Consider the following 16,185-nt stretch of genomic DNA (forward strand, 5'->3'; position numbering starts at 1 on the left):
ACGGGGGTGTACAAATAATCAAGTAATCAAGGACAAATAATCCTACAATCAAGGAGAGGTTCCACCAAGCGGCGAACGTCTCGGTGGCGCAAGGAGGCGTGTATCTATGACCACCACACCGACCCCGGCCAGGCCTGAGACGCCCGGGTCCGGCCACGAGCTGGAGCGCTTCGTGCAGCAGTTGCGCAGCACTGACGTGACGCTGCGGAGCGATGCTGCGCATGCGCTCGGCAAGTTGGCCGACGAAGGGGCGGTGCCTGCGTTGGCCGAGGCACTCCACGATCAGGATGAGTATGTCCGAAAGAGTGCCGTGATCGCGCTGCGCCGGATTGGCGGTCACCGGGCGATGGAAGCGATGCGCGTCGCGCTCGCCGACCGCTCGGAGCAGGTGTGCGTGCAGGCGGTCAAGGGGCTCGGCGAGCTCCGCGATGCCGGGGCCGTCGAGGCCCTCGTCAAGGTGCTCGCCCGGCGCGAGCGATCGCTGGTCTCCGCTGCGACGGAGGCACTGTCTCGGATCGGCGCCGAAGCCGTCCCCGCCCTCATGGAGGCGTTCAAGGATCGCTACCTCAGGCGGCGCATCGGTCCGCAGGTCTGGCGTATCCTGACCGACATGGGGCCGCGCATCGTGGAGCCGCTGCTCGCGGTGCTCGGCGACGAGAACTACTACGTCAAGCTGACGGCCCTGACGATCTTGGGTCGTGTCGGCGATCGGCGCGTCGTGGTGCCGATGGTGCAGACGTTCCTGACGGACCCGCGGTTGCAGGAGACCGTGGTCGGGACCGTCGGGCGGCTCGAGGAGCGCGGGGTGCTGGCGATGCCGGCCGGCGATCGCGACGCGTTGTTGCCGGCAGAGGTGGTGCAGGCGTTCGCGCAGGGCGATCGCGAGGCGGTGCTTGCGTCGCTCCACAGCGCGATGGAGAACCCGAGCGGCAAGGTGCGGCGGTTCGCGCTCAAGGCGCTGTACGGGCTGCTCGGGGACGCATCGTTCGAACCGTTGCTGCGCTATCTCGCGGACGACGACCCGGACGTCAAGCGACTCTCGATCCGCCTGCTCAGCAAGCTGCGGGACAAGCGCGTCATCGAGCCGCTCGTCGATCTGCTGCTGCGAGACGGCGGGCAGGTCGAGGAGGCCATCTGGGACGCGCTCAAGATGCTCACGAACCTTCACGAGTACGAGGAGCTACGGAAGCGCGTCGCCCGCGAAAAGGCGGGGACCCGGCCGGTCGTGAAGACGTATAAGAAGAAGGACGTGTCACCGGACTGGTGGCGAGATCAAGATTGAGCGCGCAGATCGTCGGGCGCCGCTTCGTCCGGCGCCGCGATCGTGCATGGGGGTGGCCGGGGACGCCGTGACGGATGTGCCCACGGCGCGCGAACGCGGGGTCGGATCCGCGCGCATCCGCATCGTCTGCGGGGATGTGACCCTCCTCGCGGTCGACGGGATCGTCAACGCGGCGAACGACCGGTTGTGGATGGGGGGCGGCGTCGCGGGGGCGATCAAGCGGCGCGGCGGACCAGAAATCGAGCGGGAAGCGATCGCACTCGGACCGGTGCCGATCGGCGGGGCGGTGGCCACGGCGGCGGGACGGCTCGGGGCGCGATACGTCATCCACGCCGTGACGATGGGGCAGGACCTCGCGACGGGCGCGGGCATCATCCGGGAAGCCACTCGAAGCGCGCTCCGCGTTGCCGATTCCCTCGGCCTGCGGTCCGTGGCCTTCCCGGCGCTCGGGACCGGCGTCGGCGGATTTCCCTCGGCCCGGGCCGCCGCGGTGATGTTGCAGGAAACCGCCGCTCATCTGCGCGCGGGGAGTTCCCTCGACGAGGTGGTGTTTGCGCTCTACGATGTCGCAGCCTACGATGCGTTTGTGGTCGCGCTTGACGCCCTCGTGTGATGGCGCCCAGAGCGCCGGGTCGGGCTCCCGATGCGCGTTCTGCTGACCAACGACGACGGCATCACGTCGCCCGGCCTTGCCGCGCTCGCGCGCGCGGTCTGCCGCGTGGCGGAGACGTACGTCGTGGCTCCCGAGCACGAGCGAAGCGCCGCCAGCCATGCGATCACGCTGCACAAACCACTGCGGGCGACGCGCGCGAGCATCCGTGACGTGGACGTGACGGCGTGGGCCACGAACGGTACACCCGCCGACTGCGTCGTGCTGGCGGTGCTCGACCTTATGGGGACGCCGCCCGACATCGTGGTGTCCGGCATCAACGTAGGCGCCAACCTTGGCATGGATCTCATCTACTCCGGCACCGTGTCGGGTGCGGTGGAAGCGGCGTTGTTCGGGATCCCGTCCGTGGCGATCTCGGTCGGGGCGTTTCGCGAGATCCACTGGGAGCCCGCCGCGGCGTTCGCGGCGACGTTGGTGGGCGAGCTCTCGCGGCGCGGGCTGCCCCGCGACACCTTCCTGAACGTCAACGTGCCGAACCTTCCGGCGGACGAGCTCCGCGGCGTGGAGATTACCCGGCAGGGCACGCGCCGCTACGTGAGCCGACTCGAGAAGCGATCCGATCCGCGCGGCCGCGACTACTATTGGCTCACCGGATCGGCCGCCGACGAGGGCAGCGCGGAGGGCACGGATGTGCGCGCGGTCGCGGAGGGCAGGATTTCCGTGACCCCCCTTCGGCTGGACATGACGCATGACGAGCTGGACGCGGTCGTTCGGTCGTGGAACCTGACCGTCCCGACGACCTGACCCCGGCGGTGACGACCCGGGCCGAGGATGGCGCGGCCCGCGCGCCGCGGACCGTCGTCGTGTCCGCGCCGGCGGACCCGGGCGGGACGCCACCCCACGAGGGTGCTGCGGCATCCGAGCCGGACCCGGCGGCGGCACTCGGACCCGCCGCGGTCGAATTCGAGCACGTCACGAAGATCTACCCCAACGGGGTCACGGCGCTGCGGGACGTGTCGTTTCGCATCGCGCCCGAGGAGTTCGTGTTCATCGTGGGGCCGACGGCCACGGGCAAGTCCACGTTGATGAAGATGATCTACCGGGAAGAGTCGCCGACGTCGGGGCGCGTGCTCGTGAACGGCCGGGACATCACCCGGCTGCCCGCGCGCCAGGTCGCGTTTCTGCGGCGTCGCGTCGGCGTCGTGTTTCAGGACTTCAAGCTGCTCCCGAGAAAAACCGCGCGGGAGAATGTCGCGTTTGCGCTGGAGGTGACCGGCGCGCCATCCCGCGACCTGGCGCGCCGCGTCGCGGAGGTGCTCGAGGTTGTCGGGCTTGCCGCCCGCGCCGACGCGCTGCCGGGGCAGATGTCCGCCGGAGAGCAGCAACGCGTCAGCATTGCCCGCGCGCTCGTCCATCGCCCGCCGCTGTTGCTTGCCGACGAACCGACGGGAAACCTGGATCCTGACACGTCGTGGGAGATCGTGCAGTTGCTGTCCCAGATCAACCTGCGCGCGACGACCGTGGTCGTGACGACCCACGATAAGATGATCGTCGACATCCTGCGTCGCCGCGTGATCGCACTGGACACCGGCGCCGTGGTGCGCGACCAGCGGCGGGGACTGTACGGCGGTCGATGAGTTCGATCCAGCCGTCACGCGGCGCCCGCTATTTCCTCTCCGAGGGTCTGCAGGCGTTTCGGCGCAACGGGCTCATGAGCCTCGCCGCCGTGACGGTTACGATCGTGACCCTCGTCGCCCTCGGGGCCGCGCTTGTGGTCGCGGGCGCCCTAGACTACATCGCGCATCGGCTGGAATCTCAGGTGCAGACGGTCGTGTACCTGAAGGACGGTTTGGCCGACACCGCGGTCGCGGCCGTGCGCGCGCGGCTTGAGTCGCTGCCCGGCGTGACCGCCGTGGCCTACGTGTCGAAAGGGGAGGCGCTCGACCGGCTTCGACGGTCGATTGGCGGCGGGGTCCAGTTCCGGGATCTGCTGGCGCGGAACCCGTTGCCGGCGTCGTTCGTGGTGGACGCCGATCGACCGGACCGGCTTGAGGTGATCGCCGCGGCGGCGCAGCGCCTGCCCGGTGTCGAGATGGCCAGCTACGGCGGGGGCGCCGTGGGGCATCTGTTCGCGTTGACCCGGGTGGTGCGGCTGTTCGGCGCGGCGGTGGGCGGCGCGCTCGCGCTCGTGGCCCTCGTCATCATCGCCAGCACGATCCGGCTGACGGTGTTCGCTCGCCGGACCGAGATCGAAGTGATGCGGCTCGTGGGGGCGACGGCGTGGTTCATCCGGTGGCCGTTCGTCATCGAGGGAGCCGTCACGGGCGCCTGTGGGGCGGTCGGGGCGTTTGTCGCGGTCGCCGGACTGTACGCGCTGGTCGTGCAAAGTGCCCGAAGTTCGCTGCCGTTCCTGCCGCTCCCGGGGCCCGAGCAGGTCGCGCTGGGGCTGCTCTGGAAGCTGTTGGTGTGGGGTGTGGTGATCGGGGTCGTGGGGAGCCTCCTCGCCGTGAGGAGGCACTTGCGCGTCTGACCTCGCGGGCGCTCGGCGGGGATCGAACGGTGTCGAAACGGTGTAGATTGGAGCGGCGCCGCGCTCGGCGGGGGAGCTCGGTAGGGAGGCGGCAACCGCAACCTAGCGTCAGCGGGAGGCGAACTGGGATGGCACTCAAGGCGGTGAAGACGGCACCTCAGGAAGATCCGTGGGTGGTCGCACGTAAGCAGTTCAACCAGGCGGCGGACCTGTTGCCTCTCAAGCGCGGTGTGCGCGAGTTCCTCGTGTATCCGAAACGCGAGCTGACCGTGCATTTCCCGGTGCAGCGCGAGGATGGCTCGGTCCAGGTGTTCACCGGATACCGGATTCACCACAGCACGATCCTCGGCCCGACGAAGGGCGGGATCCGCTACCATCCGGATGTGTCCTTGAACGAGATCCGGGCGTTGGCGATGCTGATGACCTGGAAGTGCGCGGTGGTCGGTTTGCCTTACGGCGGCGCCAAGGGCGGCGTCGTGTGCGATCCCAAGATCTTGTCCCAGACCGAGCTCGAGCACCTGACGCGCCGCTATGCTACCGAAATCGAAGTCCTGATGGGGCCCGACAGCGACATCCCCGCGCCCGACATGGGGACGACGCCCCAGGTCATGGCGTGGATCATGGACACCTACAGCATGCATCGCGGCTATTCGGTGCCCGCGGTCGTGACGGGGAAGCCGATCTCGATCGGCGGGTCCGCTGGACGCATCGAGGCCACCGGCCGCGGCGTCACGATCGTGACCCGTGAAACCGCCCGTCACTTGGGGCTGCAGCTTGCGGGGGCGCGCGCGGTGATCCAGGGCTTCGGCAACGTCGGCGCGATCGCCGCCCAGACGCTGCACGCCGAGGGCTGCCGGATCGTCGCGGCGAGCGACAGCCGCGGGGGCGTTTACAACGAGAAGGGGATCGATCCGGACGACCTGATCCGCCACAAGCAGGAGACGGGGAGCGTCACCGGGTACCGCGGGTGCGACGCGGTCACCAACGACGAGTTGCTTGAGCTGCCGTGCGAGATCCTCGTGCCTGCGGCGATGGAGGGACAGATCACCGCGGACAACGCCGCTCGCATCAAGGCGCGCATCGTCGTGGAGGGGGCGAACGGTCCGACGACACCGGAGGCGGACGAGGTGTTGAAGAGCCGCAAGGTGTTCGTCGTCCCGGACATTCTCGCCAACGCCGGCGGCGTGATCGTGTCCTACTTCGAGTGGGTGCAGGACCTTCAATCGTTCTTCTGGACCGAGGAGGAGATCAACGCCCGGCTGGAACGCATCCTGGTGCGGAGCTTCCGGGACGTTCTCGCGGTGTGTCAGGAGAAGCAGATCGAGATGCGGGTCGGTGCGCTCGTTCGCGCGGTCAGCCGCGTGGCCGACGCGCTCGTGACCCGGGGCATCTACCCGTAACGGCCCAGGGCTGCGCCTCACGCGCCCCCGCGTGCCCGGGCGCGGCGGCCCGGCTGCCGTGACGACCGGCGCCGAGGTCCTCCTTCCGATCTGTCCTATCGTCGGCTCCGCGACCGATTCCCCGGGGCGCGAGGAACTGTCCCTGGCCGGAGGGAACTTTCCTCCCAGGCGCGAACGTAAGGATTCCTTGACAGGACGGCCGCACAGACCGTGGGAGGGTGACGCGGCTCCGTGCGGTTCGAAGGTTGGGAATCGATCATCGACTATATAGGGAGGGAATTCAATGCGGGATCGTGAGGCACGAGAACTGGTCCAGTTATTCCAAGCGGGCAAGATCTCCCGCCGTGACCTGCTCGCGCGGGCGGCGATGCTCGGGCTGTCGCTGGGCGTGCTCGGCGGCGTGGGCCTGCGGCCGGCCGGGGCGGCGGGGATGACAGAAGTGAAGGTCGGCGTTGACCTGCCGATGTCCGGCGGCGAAGCGCCGAACGGCGTGCCGACCAACAACGGCGTGATCATGGCGATCGAAGAGGCGAACAAGGCCGGCGGGATGTACCACTTCTCCGAGTCGCTGAAAGACGACGCGGTGAACGGCGTCCACGATCCGGCCCAGGGCGCGAAGAACATGCAGGAACTGATCGCCGATTCCTCGGTCGTCGGCATCGTCGGAAACTTCAACAGCAACGTGGCTCAGGCGTGCATCCCGATCACCAATGCGGCGGGCATCGTCCAGATCAGCCCATCCCAGACGAACCCGGGTCTCACGAAGCCCGCGTTCGGCGCGCTCAAGCTGTACCCGAACGGCCAACGGTCGAAGATCACGTACTTCCGGGTGTGCGCGACCGACGACCTCCAGGGGCCGGTGGCGGCAGACTACGCGTATCGGACCCTGAAGGCTCGCAAGATCGCGATTCTCGATGACACGGAGACGTACGGGAAGGGTATCGCCGACCAGGTGGAGATGGAGTTCAAGAAGCTCGGCGGCCAGGTGCTCAGCCACGATGGAATTCCGAAGGGCACTCAGGATTTCCACGCGATCCTGACCAAGATCAAGGCGGAGAACCCCGACTTGATCTTCTTCGGCGGAGTGACCACGACCGGCGGCGGATTGATTCGCAAGCAGATGGCCGACGTCGGGCTGAAAACGGCCTTCGAGGGCGGCGACGGCATCGTCGAGGACGAGTTCCTCAAGGTTGCCGGGGACCAGGCCGAGGGATCGTACGGCACGGTCGCCGCGATCGACGCCACCAAGGTGGCGTCGGCGCAGGGGTTCATCAAGACCTACAAGGCGCGGTTCAATGACGATCCCGGCGCGTACAGCGCCAACGGCTACACCTGCACGAGGATCATTCTCGATGCGGTCAAGGCCGTGGGGCCCGACCGTGAGAAGGTCCGCGCGTGGGTGGCCAGCCTGAAGAACTACAAGAGCATCCTCGGCACGTTCTCATTCGACCAGAACGGGGACACCACGAACCGGATCATCACCGTATACACGGTCAAGGGCGGCAAGTGGACCTGGGCCGACCAGGTCAACTTTAACGGCTAGCCGCGGCGTCGGATTGCGGGGGGAAGAGGAGGGGCGGCGGTTCCGCCGCCCCTCCTCCCGCGCCTCATGAACGGGGTCCTGTTCGCCCAACAACTCATCAACGGCCTGTCACTCGGGGCGATCTATGCGGTTATCGCCCTCGGCTACACGATGGTCTACGGGATCGTGGAGCTGATCAACTTCGCCCACGGCGACGTGTACACGGCGGGGTCGTTCGTCGCGCTCGCGCTGCTGACGGTGCTCGGGGCGACCGGCCACAGCGGGGCCGCCGCCATCGTCTTCGCCTTGGTCGTGGTCCTGCTCGCGACGATGTTCATCATGGGGACCACGGGCGTCGTCATCGAACGGTTCGCGTATCGGCCGCTGCGCGGGAAGCCACGCCTGGCGCCGCTTCTCACCGCGATCGGCGTTTCGTTCAGCATCGAGAACCTGCTGCAGCTGTGGTACGGTCCGTCCCCCGTGCCGTTCCCACAGGTCGTGCCGAACCCGTTCTTCTCGGTGGGCCCGCTCAGCATCGGCCAGATGCAGATCATCGTGATCGTCTCGTCCCTCGTGATGATGGTCGCGCTGCACTTCTTCGTCCAAGGGACGAAGTTGGGGAAGGCGATGCGCGCGACCTCCCAGGACTGGATGGCCGCCGAGATCATGGGGATCGACATCAACAAGACGATCGCGCTGACGTTCTTTATCGGGTCCCTGCTCGCCGGGGCCGCCGGCGTGATCACCGGCCTGTACTACGGAAACGTCTGGTTCATCAACGGGTTCCGGGCGGGGCTGATCGCGTTTACCGCGGCGGTGCTCGGGGGAATCGGCAACACGACCGGCGCCGCGCTGGGCGGCTTCGTGATCGGGTTCGTCGAGGTGATGACCGCCCAGTACGTCGGGTTCCAGTGGGCGGAGGTGACGATCTTCTCGGTCCTGATCCTCGTCCTGGTGTTCCGGCCAACGGGCATTCTGGGCCAGCAGTTGTCGGAGCGGGCGTAACGGTCGATGGCGCAGACCGGGGTGGGGTGGCTCGGGCGGATCCTCCGGTATCGGTACGCCCTGTTGATCCTGCTCCTCTTCCTGGGGTACCCGCTGCTCGATCACAACGCCGGCCACGTGAACTCGGCGGCCGACGCCGCCGTGTTCATCCTCCTCGCGCTCGGCCTCAACATCGTCGTAGGGTTCGCGGGGCTGCTGGACCTGGGCTACGCTGCGTTCTTCGCCATCGGCTCCTACGCTTACGCGCTGGCCGCGTCGCCGTTCTACGGGCTGCACATCCCGTTTTGGCCGATGCTGCTCGTCGCCGCGATCATCGCCGCCGTCTTTGGCGCCCTCCTCGGCGCCCCGACCCTCCGTTTGCGCGGCGACTACCTCGCGATCGTTACCCTGGGGTTCGGCGAGATCGTGCCGACGGTGTTCTTGAACCTGCCCAAGTACACCGGCGGGACGAACGGCATCGTCGGCATCTACCAGCCGTCTCTGTTCGGGTTCCAGTTCGGGTTCAACCCGCGCCCCTACTACTACACGCTGATCCTGGTGATTGTGCTGTCGGTGATTGCGATCCTGCGCCTTCGGGACTCCCGCCTCGGGCGCGCCTGGCTGGCGATTCGCGAGGACGAGATCGCCGCGGCGTCGATGGGGATCAATCTCACCACGACGAAGCTGCTGGCGTTTTCGTTCGGGGCCTTCTTCTCCGGGTTCGCGGGCGCACTGTACGTGGCCAAGCTCGGAATCGTCAGCCCGGAACAATTCAACTTCACGGTGTCGTTCACGGTGCTGGCGATGGTCGTGCTCGGCGGAATGGGGAACGTCTTCGGCGTGATCGCCGGTGCCGCCATTCTCTACGAGTTCCAAACACTGTTCCTGACCGACCTGACCCAATGGTCGCACGCGCTCGGCCAAGCGTGGCGGATGCCGCTGCTGACGCAGCTCGACTTCGTGAACCTCAAGTTCCTCCTGTATGGGCTCGGGCTCATCCTCCTCATGCTCTTGCGCCCCGAGGGGCTGTTCCCGGCCCGCCGCATCACCGCCATCTTGAAGGAGCATCCGCACGAGGCGTTGGCGACCGTCGAGATCGAGGGGGCGCCCGTGGCGGTCCCGCCGGATGAGGATTCATGACAGAACCGGATCGCATTCTCGAGATCGTCGCGGCGCCCGACGCGGGGACCGCGCCAGGCGGACTCCTGCTCGAAGCGCGGGGGGTGACCAAGGCGTTCGGCGGCCTCGTGGCGGTCAACCGCGTGGACTTCACGGTACCCGAGCACAGCATCGTCAGCCTGATCGGGCCGAACGGTGCCGGCAAGACGACGTTCTTCAACGTCGTTGCCGGATTGTACCATCCAACCGCGGGGGCGATCACGTTCGCCGGGCACGACATCACGAGGCGGAAGCCGCATGAGATCGCGCGCCTCGGCATCGCCCGGACGTTCCAGAACATCCGGATCTTCGCCAACATGACCGCACTGGAGAACGTGCTGATCGGGATGCACAGCCGTCTCACCGCGGATCCGCTCCGCATCGTCGTCGGCACCGCGGGGATCGCCCGGGAGGAGCGCGCGGCCCACGACGCCGCCCACCGCTTGCTCGCGTTCGTCGGGCTGGGGCGACGGGACCAGGAGCTGGCAAAGAATCTGCCGTACGGCGATCAGCGGCGGTTGGAGATCGCGCGCGCGCTGGCGCTGCGCCCGCGGCTCATCCTACTCGACGAGCCGGCCGCCGGCATGAACCCCGAAGAGGCGCGGCGGCTCATGGAGTTCATCCGCCGGCTCCGCGGGGAGCTGCAGGTGAGCGTGTTGCTGATCGAGCACCAGATGCGCGTCGTGATGGGGGTCGCCGATCGCGTCACCGTGCTCGACCACGGGGAGAAGATCGCGGAGGGGAGTCCGGACGAGATTCGGCGCGACGCGCGCGTGATTGAGGCGTACCTTGGGAAGGCGGCGATTTCGTAGATGCCCACGCTCGTCGCCGACGACATCCACGCGTACTACGGGCACATCCACGCCCTCCACGGGGTCTCGGTCACCGTGGAAACGGGCGAGATCGTGACGCTGATCGGTGCGAACGGCGCCGGGAAGAGCACGACGCTGAAAACGATCGCGGGGTTCCTGCAGCCGCGGCCGGGCGCGGTGCGGCTCGACGGGACCGCGATTCACGGGCTCCCGCCGCACGAGATCACGCGGCGGGGGATCTGCCTGGTGCCGGAGGGGCGCCGGATCTTCCCGCGCATGACCGTGCTCGACAATCTCAGGATGGGCGCGTTCACCCGCTCCGACGCCCGGGGAATCGAGGACGATCTTGCCCGCGTGTACACGCTGTTCCCGCGGCTCAAGGAGCGGCTCGGCCAGTTGGCCGGCACGCTGTCCGGGGGCGAGCAGCAGATGGTGGCGATCGGGCGGGGCTTGATGGCGAAACCCAAGATCATGCTCCTGGACGAACCGTCCATGGGGCTCGCGCCGGTGCTCGTCGAGTTGATTTTCCAGACAATTCAGGAGATCAACGCCCAGGGCGTGACGATCCTCCTCGTCGAGCAAAACGCGCTCATGGCCCTGCAGGTCGCGAAGCGCGGCTACGTCCTCGAGACCGGCCGCGTGGTGCTGGCCGACCGCGCCGACAGGCTGCGGGAGAACGATCTCGTCCGCAAAAGTTACCTCGGCGAACTCTGAGGGTCCGCGCACCGGGCCGCGATCCATCGGCGTGCTCGTGCTGCTCGCCGTGATCTGGGGCGGCAGCGTGCCTCTCACCAAGCTCGGACTTCGAGACTTTCCGCCGCTCACGTTGACCGCGCTCCGGTACGCGGTCGCCGCGCCATGTTTCGTGCTGCTCCTGCGAGGACGGCCGCTTCCGCCACCGCGCGCGCTCGCGGGCGCCGCAGGCCTCGGCGTGCTCGGCATCGTGGGCGGGCAGGTCTTGCAGACGCTCGGGATCCAGGGGACATCCGCGTCCGTCGCGACCGTCATCTCGGCGCTGATCCCCGTGCTGGTAGTCGTCCTTGCCGCGGCGCGCCTCCGTCAGCCGGTCCGGTTCCGGCAGGCGTTGGGGCTCGCGCTTGCGTTTGGCGGGGTGGCGCTGGTGGCGACCGGCGATCCCCGCCGGCTCGCCGCGGTCGCGGGAACCGGGAGCGCCCGCGGGGACGGCTTGATGGTGGCCTCCGCGATCGCGATCGCCCTGTACTACGTGCTTAGCGTGCCGCTCGTGCGGGCGTACTCCGTGCTGACCGTGGCCGCGCTGACGTCGCTCGCGGGCGCCTGCGGGCTGGTGCCGATCTCCGCCTGGGAGTTGCGCCATGCGCCGGCGCATCCGACCGCACAGGGGATCGCGGTCGTCTTCTACCTGGCGGTGCTCGTCACCGTGTTCGGGCTGTGGGTCTGGTTCGGCGCGCTGCATCGGCTGCCGGCGAGGGTCGCGGCAGCCCTGCAGTACCTTCAGCCGCTCGTCGGCGTGGCCGCGTCCGCGGCGCTGTTCGGCGACCGGCTGAGCGGGTGGTTCTGGACCGGCACCGCTCTCGTCCTGGTCGGGATCGCCGGGAGCACCGTCGGCGCGATGACGGACCCGGTTACGACGGGCGCGGCGCCGCCCCGGGCAGCACAACGGTGAACACGCTGCCACCGCCGGGCCGGCTCTGGGCCGTGATGCGCCCGCCGTGGGCGTCCACGATATGCTTTGCGATCGCGAGCCCGAGGCCGGTGCCGCCTTCCTCGCGGCTGCGGGAGCGCTCCACGCGGTAGAATCGCTCGAAGATCCGCGGCAGGTGCTCCTCGGGGATGCCCCGGCCGGAATCCGCGATCGTGAATGCGGCGCCGCCGTTGTCCGGGTGGATGGACACCTCGACCGCACCGCCCTCCGGCGTGAACTTGATGGCGTTGTCGAGCAGGTTCGTCAACACCTGTAAGATGCGATCACGGTCCGCCATCACCACCTCGGGGGCGAGCGCGGCGGGGCGGAGCGTGACGTGGTGGCGGTCTGCCTGCGGCCGCATCCTGCCGATCGCCTCGCCGACGAGGTGGTCGAGGCGTACGGGCGCTGGCTCCATCGCGACCGCGCGCGACTCGAGACGCGACAGATCCATCAGATCGTCCACGAGCTTCATCAGACGCGAGGCTTCGTTGTCGATGATCGTCAGGAACCGTCGACACGTGTCTTCGTCGGCCATCGCGCCTCCGAGCAGCGTCTCCGCAAACCCCTTGATCGAGGTCAGCGGCGTCCGCAGCTCGTGCGACACATTGGCGGTCAACTCCCGGCGCAGCCGCTCGGCCTGGCGCAGGACCGTGACGTCGCGGACCACCGCGACCACCCCGGAGGCGATGCCCTCCGTTGGTCGCAGCGTCGTGGCGTGGACCTCGAGCAGCCGCTCGTCGGGGGGGCCGAGGCTTACTTCCTCTTCGATCTCGCCCGCGTACGCGGCCGTCGCGTCGATACATCGGCACAACGGGTGTTCCCCGAGCATGGTCCGCAGCGACCGGCCCCGGGCCGACGGGCCGAGCCCCAAGAGGTCGCCCGCGGCCTGGTTCACGAGCAGCACGGTACCTTGAGCGTCCACGGCGACGACCGCGTCGTTCATACTCGAGATGATCGCCTCAATCTTGCCGCGTTCCTCGCTGATCGCGGTGAGCTTCTGCCGCAGCTCCCAGGCCATCGTGTTGAACGAGCCCGCGAGTTGGGCGATCTCGTCCCCACCGCCCACGTCTACGCGTCTCGTGAGGTCGCCGGCGGAGATCCCTTGGGCGGCCCGCGCGAGCTCGAGCACCGGCCACGAGAGAGCGCGCGCGCGCCACACCCCGAGGACCCACGCGCCCATGGTCCCGATCACGAGCGCGACGCCGAGCGCGAACCACGCGGGCTGTAGGGCCCGGTCCACCCAGATGCGGGGTACGCTGACCTGTACGACCCCCCGGACGAGGCCGTTGTTTACGATCGGCGCGGCGGCGAAGACGCGCGCTTCTTTGCGCGGTGGATCGTACCGGACCGAAGCCGTCGGCTGTCCGTGCGCGGCGGCCGCGACCTCCGGCTCCACCGGGCCGGACGAGGAGGTATCCCACTGGCTCGTCGGCAGGGGATGGCCCGCGGCATCGCGGACCCCGATGTACACCCCGTCACGCCACGCAAACCCCGCGGCGATCCGGTCGAGCCGCGACAGGCTCGTCCGCTGGGCCTGTGGCACCTCGAGCATCCGGGCGACCATGCGTGCCTGATTGAGCACGTCACGCTGGTAGGACATCAGGTAGAACCGCGTGATCAGCGGGATCAGCACCGCCGCGGCGACGGCGAGCGAAAAGAGCACGACCAGCAGGTAGCTGCCGGTGAGCTTCCAGCGGAGGCTCGATCTCATCCCGCGTCTTTTTTGACTTTGTAGCCGACGCCCCGCACGGTCATGATGTAGGTGGGGGCGATCGGATCGTCCTCGATTTTTTCGCGCAGTCGGCTGATGTGCATGTCCACAGTCCGGGTGCTGCCGAAGTACTCGTACCCCCAGATGTGCTCCAGCAGAAAGTCGCGCGTGAACACCTGGTTCGGGTGGCTCATCAGGAGGCGCAGGAGATCAAACTCCTTCGCGGTCAGGTCGACGAGACGATCGCGCAGCCGCACCTCGTGTGTCGTGGGATCGAGCGCCAGCCCGCCCACCGCCACCGTTGCCTCGGAGGGCGCTGCATCCCGGCTCGTCCGGCGAAGGATGGCGCGGACTCGGGCGACCAGCTCCCGCGGGCTGAACGGCTTGGCCACGTAGTCGTCGGCGCCCAGTTCGAGCCCGAGGACGCGGTCCTGCTCCGTGTCTTTTGCGGTCAGCATCAGAATCGGCACCGACGAGTCGCGCCGCAGGGCCCGGCACACCTCGAGCCCGTCCACGTAGGGGAGCATCAGGTCCAGCACCACGAGATCCGGGGCCGCCGTCCTGGCCTTCTCGATCGCCTCGTGCCCGTCGTAGGCGACGATGACGTCGTAGCCCTCGTGAACGAGATTGTACCGAACGAGCTCCACGATGTGTGGTTCGTCGTCGACCACGAGAATACGGCCGCCGACCTGCCGTTCGGGCTTGGTGGACATTATGCCGGTCCGGTCCTTTGCATGCGTCTCGATCAACGTCGACCTCCAGGCCGCGCTAGTGTTCTCCGCCCGTCGTGGGACCCCTTCACGCGGCTCCTGTCCCAGCTTGGCCTCGCGCTGTTAGCCCACCGTCACGATGGTGTCACGGAAGCGTAACCTCAGGGATGCGACGGCTCGCAACGCCCACCGGGCCACGGTCCCGGGCCTCGGGGGATGCGGCAGGAGGGGTCACGCGGCGCCGGTCCGAACACAGATGGAGGCGACGGCGGCGGTTGCCGGTCGCACCTCCCGTGTCATCCGCGCGACGCACAGTCAGGAGGCTCGTGGTGGAGTTGTTCACGTTTCCCACCGCGCCCAATCCCAAGGCGTCGGAATGGCCCGGGACGCCGATCGGGACGGGCAACGTCATCACCCGCGCTCGACGCCGCACCCCCGTGCGCGACAATGCGATCGACCGGATCGACGGGCGTCGAAACGAACTCGTCGCCGCCGCGGTCGAGCACATCGTCCGCCGCGCCGACGCCGAGCCGATCTGGGTCCGCGATGCGGTCATCCACGGCGTCCGGGTGCGCGTGATCACCAACTCACCTCACCTCTCCGAGTTCTGGGCCGCGAACTGCTACAGCCCGCAGGAGTGGCGCGGGGCGGCGAACCTTGCGCCGCCGCAGACGCCGAGGGTCACCGTGTACGCGCTCGGCGGGGTCGCAGATCAGCAGGAGGCCGTCTACTACAGCCGCCGCACCGACACGATCCTGCTGTTCAATACGTCGTACTACGAGGAACTGCGGGCCGCGGTGCTGGGCGCCGTCGGCCGCGTGCTGGCCGAGGACTGGGGGATCTATCTTGTCCGGGGCGCCTGCGTGGAACACGGGGGCCGCGGCATGCTCTATCTTGGACCGGCCGGCATCGGGAAGTCCACGCTCGCCTACGGGTTCCTGGCGCGGCGCCCAGACGCCCGCGTGTGCGCCGACGACTGGGTGTACGTGCGATACGCCGTTGCGACGCGCGACGGGGGGCGGCTCGTCCCGTTCGAGGTGCGTCCGCCGCACGGCCGCGCGGTGCGGGGGTACCGGGTGTTTGCGTGGCTCGAGGGTCACCGGGGCGTTCCGGGACAGGTGCGCGGCTTCGATCTCCGCCACGCGGCGATCACCGCTCCCGTTGCCGCGCTTGATCTCGGCAAACCGATCGAGGCGTACGCCTACCCGGCGGAGAAGGCCGCGTACGCGCGAACGGCGGTTGTCGCCGGAGTACCCGCGCTCGCGCGGGGGATCCGGCGGGCGCGCTTCGAGAACGTCCCTGACGTGACGCCGGAGTGGCTCGAGGCGCGCGCGGGTGAACTCGACGCCCTCGCCGACGCGGCGTCGCCCGACGCCCTCGACCCGGACCCCGGGGTCGGCGGGCCGGGGGATCCCGGAGACGTCGCCTCCCGCGACCGTCTCCGCCTGCGGCTGGCACGGCTGCTGGCGTTCGACGGCGCACGCGTGATCCGGGATCCGGCCGAGGCTCCACTCGCCGGGCGCGTCGTCGCAGACCCGACGCAGGGGGTGCCGCTCTCGGCCGTCGCGGTGCTGCGTCGCGATCCGCGCGACCGGACCGTGTTGCACGCGCTTGCGGTCGAGCCGTTCGTCGCGCGCCTGTTGATCGGCGAGACGGCGGCCGGGACGCGCGAGATCGCCTACAATCCCGACCGCGCCGTGGACGATGAGGCCGAGCGTGCCGCGGTCGCGCGTCTCGAGGCGGAGGCGTCGCGGCAGGGTGAGGGGCCGCAGCCGTTCTACCACGAGTTCCGCCGCCACC

At 68.6% G+C, this 16,185-nt stretch carries 14 protein-coding genes and 1 pseudogene; 13 read left to right on the forward strand and 2 right to left on the reverse strand.

The window, feature by feature from the left end; genetic code table 11:
- Window positions 1-106: 106 nt before the first annotated feature.
- The 12 genes and pseudogenes from VKZ50_16075 (at window position 107) to VKZ50_16130 (ending at window position 11,943) form a co-directional block, all read left to right on the forward strand.
- Window positions 107-1,282 carry a HEAT repeat domain-containing protein gene (locus tag VKZ50_16075; protein ID HLJ61244.1) on the forward strand — a complete coding sequence of 392 codons (1,176 nt, stop codon included), beginning with the start codon at window positions 107-109 and terminating at the stop codon, window positions 1,280-1,282.
- A gap of 67 nt (window positions 1,283-1,349) precedes the next feature.
- Window positions 1,350-1,895: a macro domain-containing protein gene (locus VKZ50_16080; protein HLJ61245.1), complete on the forward strand. Its 546-nt coding sequence runs from the start codon at window positions 1,350-1,352 to the stop codon at window positions 1,893-1,895.
- Window positions 1,896-1,925: 30 nt separating this feature from the next.
- On the forward strand, window positions 1,926-2,696 hold the full coding sequence (surE, locus tag VKZ50_16085) for a 5'/3'-nucleotidase SurE (GenBank protein HLJ61246.1): 771 nt from the start codon (window positions 1,926-1,928) through the stop codon (window positions 2,694-2,696).
- Window positions 2,697-2,848: 152 nt separating this feature from the next.
- Window positions 2,849-3,529: pseudogene (gene ftsE / locus VKZ50_16090) on the forward strand (cell division ATP-binding protein FtsE).
- On the forward strand, window positions 3,526-4,422 hold the full coding sequence (gene ftsX / locus VKZ50_16095; protein HLJ61247.1) for a permease-like cell division protein FtsX: 897 nt from the start codon (window positions 3,526-3,528) through the stop codon (window positions 4,420-4,422). The pseudogene ftsE and the gene ftsX overlap by 4 nt, the downstream one beginning before the upstream one ends.
- 128 nt (window positions 4,423-4,550) lie before the next feature.
- Window positions 4,551-5,822: a Glu/Leu/Phe/Val dehydrogenase gene (locus VKZ50_16100; protein HLJ61248.1), complete on the forward strand. Its 1,272-nt coding sequence runs from the start codon at window positions 4,551-4,553 to the stop codon at window positions 5,820-5,822.
- Window positions 5,823-6,105: 283 nt separating this feature from the next.
- Window positions 6,106-7,365: a branched-chain amino acid ABC transporter substrate-binding protein gene (locus VKZ50_16105; protein HLJ61249.1), complete on the forward strand. Its 1,260-nt coding sequence runs from the start codon at window positions 6,106-6,108 to the stop codon at window positions 7,363-7,365.
- 66 nt (window positions 7,366-7,431) lie between these two features.
- Window positions 7,432-8,349 (forward strand): branched-chain amino acid ABC transporter permease, encoded by a 918-nt coding sequence (locus tag VKZ50_16110; GenBank protein HLJ61250.1) that lies wholly within the window; start codon window positions 7,432-7,434, stop codon window positions 8,347-8,349.
- A gap of 6 nt (window positions 8,350-8,355) precedes the next feature.
- Window positions 8,356-9,468, forward strand: a complete 1,113-nt coding sequence (locus tag VKZ50_16115; protein HLJ61251.1) for an ABC transporter ATP-binding protein — start codon at window positions 8,356-8,358, stop codon at window positions 9,466-9,468.
- Window positions 9,465-10,298, forward strand: coding sequence for an ABC transporter ATP-binding protein (locus tag VKZ50_16120; protein ID HLJ61252.1), 834 nt, complete (start codon window positions 9,465-9,467; stop codon window positions 10,296-10,298). The genes VKZ50_16115 and VKZ50_16120 overlap by 4 nt, the downstream gene beginning before the upstream one ends.
- Window positions 10,299-11,012: an ABC transporter ATP-binding protein gene (locus tag VKZ50_16125; GenBank protein ID HLJ61253.1), complete on the forward strand. Its 714-nt coding sequence runs from the start codon at window positions 10,299-10,301 to the stop codon at window positions 11,010-11,012.
- A gap of 31 nt (window positions 11,013-11,043) precedes the next feature.
- Window positions 11,044-11,943: a DMT family transporter gene (locus VKZ50_16130; GenBank protein ID HLJ61254.1), complete on the forward strand. Its 900-nt coding sequence runs from the start codon at window positions 11,044-11,046 to the stop codon at window positions 11,941-11,943.
- On the opposite strand, the gene VKZ50_16135 is transcribed toward VKZ50_16130, so the two are convergent.
- Both VKZ50_16135 and VKZ50_16140 read right to left on the reverse strand, forming a co-directional pair.
- A complete protein-coding gene (locus tag VKZ50_16135) occupies window positions 11,903-13,675 on the reverse strand; it encodes an ATP-binding protein (GenBank protein HLJ61255.1) in 1,773 nt (590 codons plus the stop codon). The genes VKZ50_16130 and VKZ50_16135 overlap by 41 nt on opposite strands.
- Window positions 13,672-14,388 carry a response regulator transcription factor gene (locus tag VKZ50_16140; GenBank protein ID HLJ61256.1) on the reverse strand — a complete coding sequence of 239 codons (717 nt, stop codon included), beginning with the start codon at window positions 14,386-14,388 and terminating at the stop codon, window positions 13,672-13,674. Before VKZ50_16140 ends, VKZ50_16135 begins: the two co-directional genes overlap by 4 nt.
- A 326-nt stretch (window positions 14,389-14,714) precedes the next feature.
- Here VKZ50_16140 and VKZ50_16145 point away from each other — a divergent pair.
- Window positions 14,715-16,185: hypothetical protein (locus VKZ50_16145; protein HLJ61257.1), on the forward strand; the 1,471-nt coding region annotated here is incomplete at its 3' end.

The sequence above is a fragment of the bacterium genome, assembly GCA_035295165.1.
Taxonomy (GTDB): Bacteria; Sysuimicrobiota; Sysuimicrobiia; order Sysuimicrobiales; family Segetimicrobiaceae; genus JAJPIA01.

Coding starts and splice junctions, on each gene's coding strand:
- VKZ50_16075 (HLJ61244.1), top strand. CDS start 107: ATGACCACCACACCGACCCCGGCCAGGCCTGAGACGCCCGGGTCCGGC.
- surE (HLJ61246.1), top strand. CDS start 1,926: ATGCGCGTTCTGCTGACCAACGACGACGGCATCACGTCGCCCGGCCTT.
- ftsX (HLJ61247.1), top strand. CDS start 3,526: ATGAGTTCGATCCAGCCGTCACGCGGCGCCCGCTATTTCCTCTCCGAG.
- VKZ50_16100 (HLJ61248.1), top strand. CDS start 4,551: ATGGCACTCAAGGCGGTGAAGACGGCACCTCAGGAAGATCCGTGGGTG.
- VKZ50_16105 (HLJ61249.1), top strand. CDS start 6,106: ATGCGGGATCGTGAGGCACGAGAACTGGTCCAGTTATTCCAAGCGGGC.
- VKZ50_16110 (HLJ61250.1), top strand. CDS start 7,432: ATGAACGGGGTCCTGTTCGCCCAACAACTCATCAACGGCCTGTCACTC.
- VKZ50_16115 (HLJ61251.1), top strand. CDS start 8,356: ATGGCGCAGACCGGGGTGGGGTGGCTCGGGCGGATCCTCCGGTATCGG.
- VKZ50_16120 (HLJ61252.1), top strand. CDS start 9,465: ATGACAGAACCGGATCGCATTCTCGAGATCGTCGCGGCGCCCGACGCG.
- VKZ50_16125 (HLJ61253.1), top strand. CDS start 10,299: ATGCCCACGCTCGTCGCCGACGACATCCACGCGTACTACGGGCACATC.
- VKZ50_16135 (HLJ61255.1), bottom strand. CDS start 13,675: ATGAGATCGAGCCTCCGCTGGAAGCTCACCGGCAGCTACCTGCTGGTC.
- VKZ50_16140 (HLJ61256.1), bottom strand. CDS start 14,388: ATGTCCACCAAGCCCGAACGGCAGGTCGGCGGCCGTATTCTCGTGGTC.